Origin of the sequence: Streptomyces sp. BR123 (assembly GCF_013401435.1) — a bacterium.
In the GTDB taxonomy this organism is placed as follows: domain Bacteria; phylum Actinomycetota; class Actinomycetes; order Streptomycetales; family Streptomycetaceae; genus Streptomyces.
Window position 1 is genome coordinate 1 of record NZ_JACBGN010000553.1, and the last position, 1989, is coordinate 1989.

Consider the following 1989-nt stretch of genomic DNA (forward strand, 5'->3'; position numbering starts at 1 on the left):
CCCGGCCGACCCCCCGGACCGCACACACTCCCCAACCCGAAGCGGCAGCGCACCGGATGGCGGCGCGCCGTTCCCACCTGGCGCATGCTCCTGGGCTGCGTCCTGCTGCTGCTCCTGCTCATCGGCGGCGCCCTCATCGCGGGCTACCTGCTCGTCGACATCCCGCCCGCCAATGCCGCCGCCACCGCCCAGTCCAACGTCTACCTCTACTCCGACGGCTCCCAACTCGCCCGCGACGGCGAGATCAACCGCGTGAACGTCCCGCTCTCCCAGATCCCCCGCACGGTGCAGGAAGCCGTACTCGCCGCCGAGGACCGGGACTTCCACTCCGAGCGCGCCGTCGACCCCAAGGCGATGGTCCGCGCCGCCTGGAACACCCTCACCGGCAAGGGCAAGCAGTCCGGCTCCACCATCACCCAGCAGTACGTCAAGAACTACTACCTGGGCCAGGAACAGACCATCAAGCGCAAGGTCAAGGAGTTCTTCATCGCGATCAAACTCGGCCGCGAGAAGTCGAAGGACTACATCCTGGAGGGCTACCTCAACACCAGCTACTTCGGCCGCAACGCCTACGGCATCCAGGCGGCCGCCCAGGCCTACTACGGCAAGGACGTCGGCAGGCTCACCACCGCCGAGGGCGCCTACCTCGCCACCCTCCTCAACTCCCCCAGCACCTTCGACGTCGTCACCCACCCCCGCAGCCGCGACCGCGCCCTCGCCCGCTGGAACTACGTCCTCGACGGCATGGTCAAGAAGAAGTGGCTCACCGAGACCGAGCGCGCCGCCATCCGCTTCCCCGAACCGGGCAAGGTCCGCGCCGCCCCCGGCCTCTCCGGCCAGCGCGGCTACCTCGTCGAGGCCGTCAAGGACTACATCACCGAGCACAACATCCTCGACGAGAACACCCTCGCCGAAGGCGGCTACCGCATCACCACCACCATCGACCGCCGCCACCAGAACGACCTCGTCGACGCCGTCGACGACCAGATGGTCAGCAAACTCGACCCCGAACAGCGCCCCGTGGACCGCTTCGTCCGCGCCGGCGGCACCTCCATCGACCCGGCCACCGGCAAGGTCGTCGCCATGTACGGCGGCATCGACTACACCAGGCAGTACGTCAACAACGCGACGAGGCACGACTACCAGGTGGCCTCCACCTTCAAACCGTTCGTGTTCGCTGCCGCCGTCGAGAACGACTCCCGCACCCAGGACGGCCGCCTGATCACCCCCGCCACCCTCTACAACGGCGACAACAAGCGGCGCGTCGTCGGCACCCGCGTCCCCTACGCACCGGAGAACGAGGGCCAGATCAGCTACGGCCTCATCCCCGTCACCACCGCCACCGACCTGTCCGTCAACACCGTCTTCGCGCAGATGGTCGTCGACGTCGGCACCGTCAAGGCCAAGCAGACCGCGATCGCCCTCGGCATCCCCGAGAGCACCCCCAACCTCACCGCCACCCCGGCCATGGCCCTCGGCACCATGCAGGCCAGCGTCCTCGACATGACACAGGCGTACGCGACCCTCGCCGACCACGGGCAGTACACCCCGTACACCTTCCTGGAGAAGATCGCCAAGGGGGACGACACCGTCCCCCTCCCCGACCGCACCCCGCGCCGGGCCGTCAGCCGCGAAGCCGCCGACACCACCACCTCCATGCTGATCGGCGTCGTCGACAACGGCACCGGCACCGCCGCCCTCGCCGCCGGCCACCCCGCCGCCGGAAAGACCGGCACCGCCGAGCTCGACCGCGCCGCCTGGTTCGCCGCGTACACCCCGAACCTGGTCACCGTCGTGGCCATGATGGGCCAGGACCCCGACACCGGCACCCCGGAATCCCTGTACGGGGCACTCGGCCAGGCCCGCATCGGAGGCGGCGGCTACCCGGCCCGGATCTGGGCCCAGTACACGAAGACGGCCCTGGAGGCGACCGACCCCGTCGACTTCGATCTGGAACTCCAGCCCGGCGCCGCCGCCACCCCGCCGCCC

Annotated in this window: 1 protein-coding gene; it reads left to right on the forward strand. The window is 69.7% G+C overall.

Going from position 1 to position 1989, the window contains the following annotated elements; all coding sequences use genetic code 11:
- Window positions 1-1989 (forward strand): transglycosylase domain-containing protein (locus HYE82_RS36180; RefSeq protein ID WP_256988201.1); only part of this gene is annotated, 1989 nt, incomplete at both ends.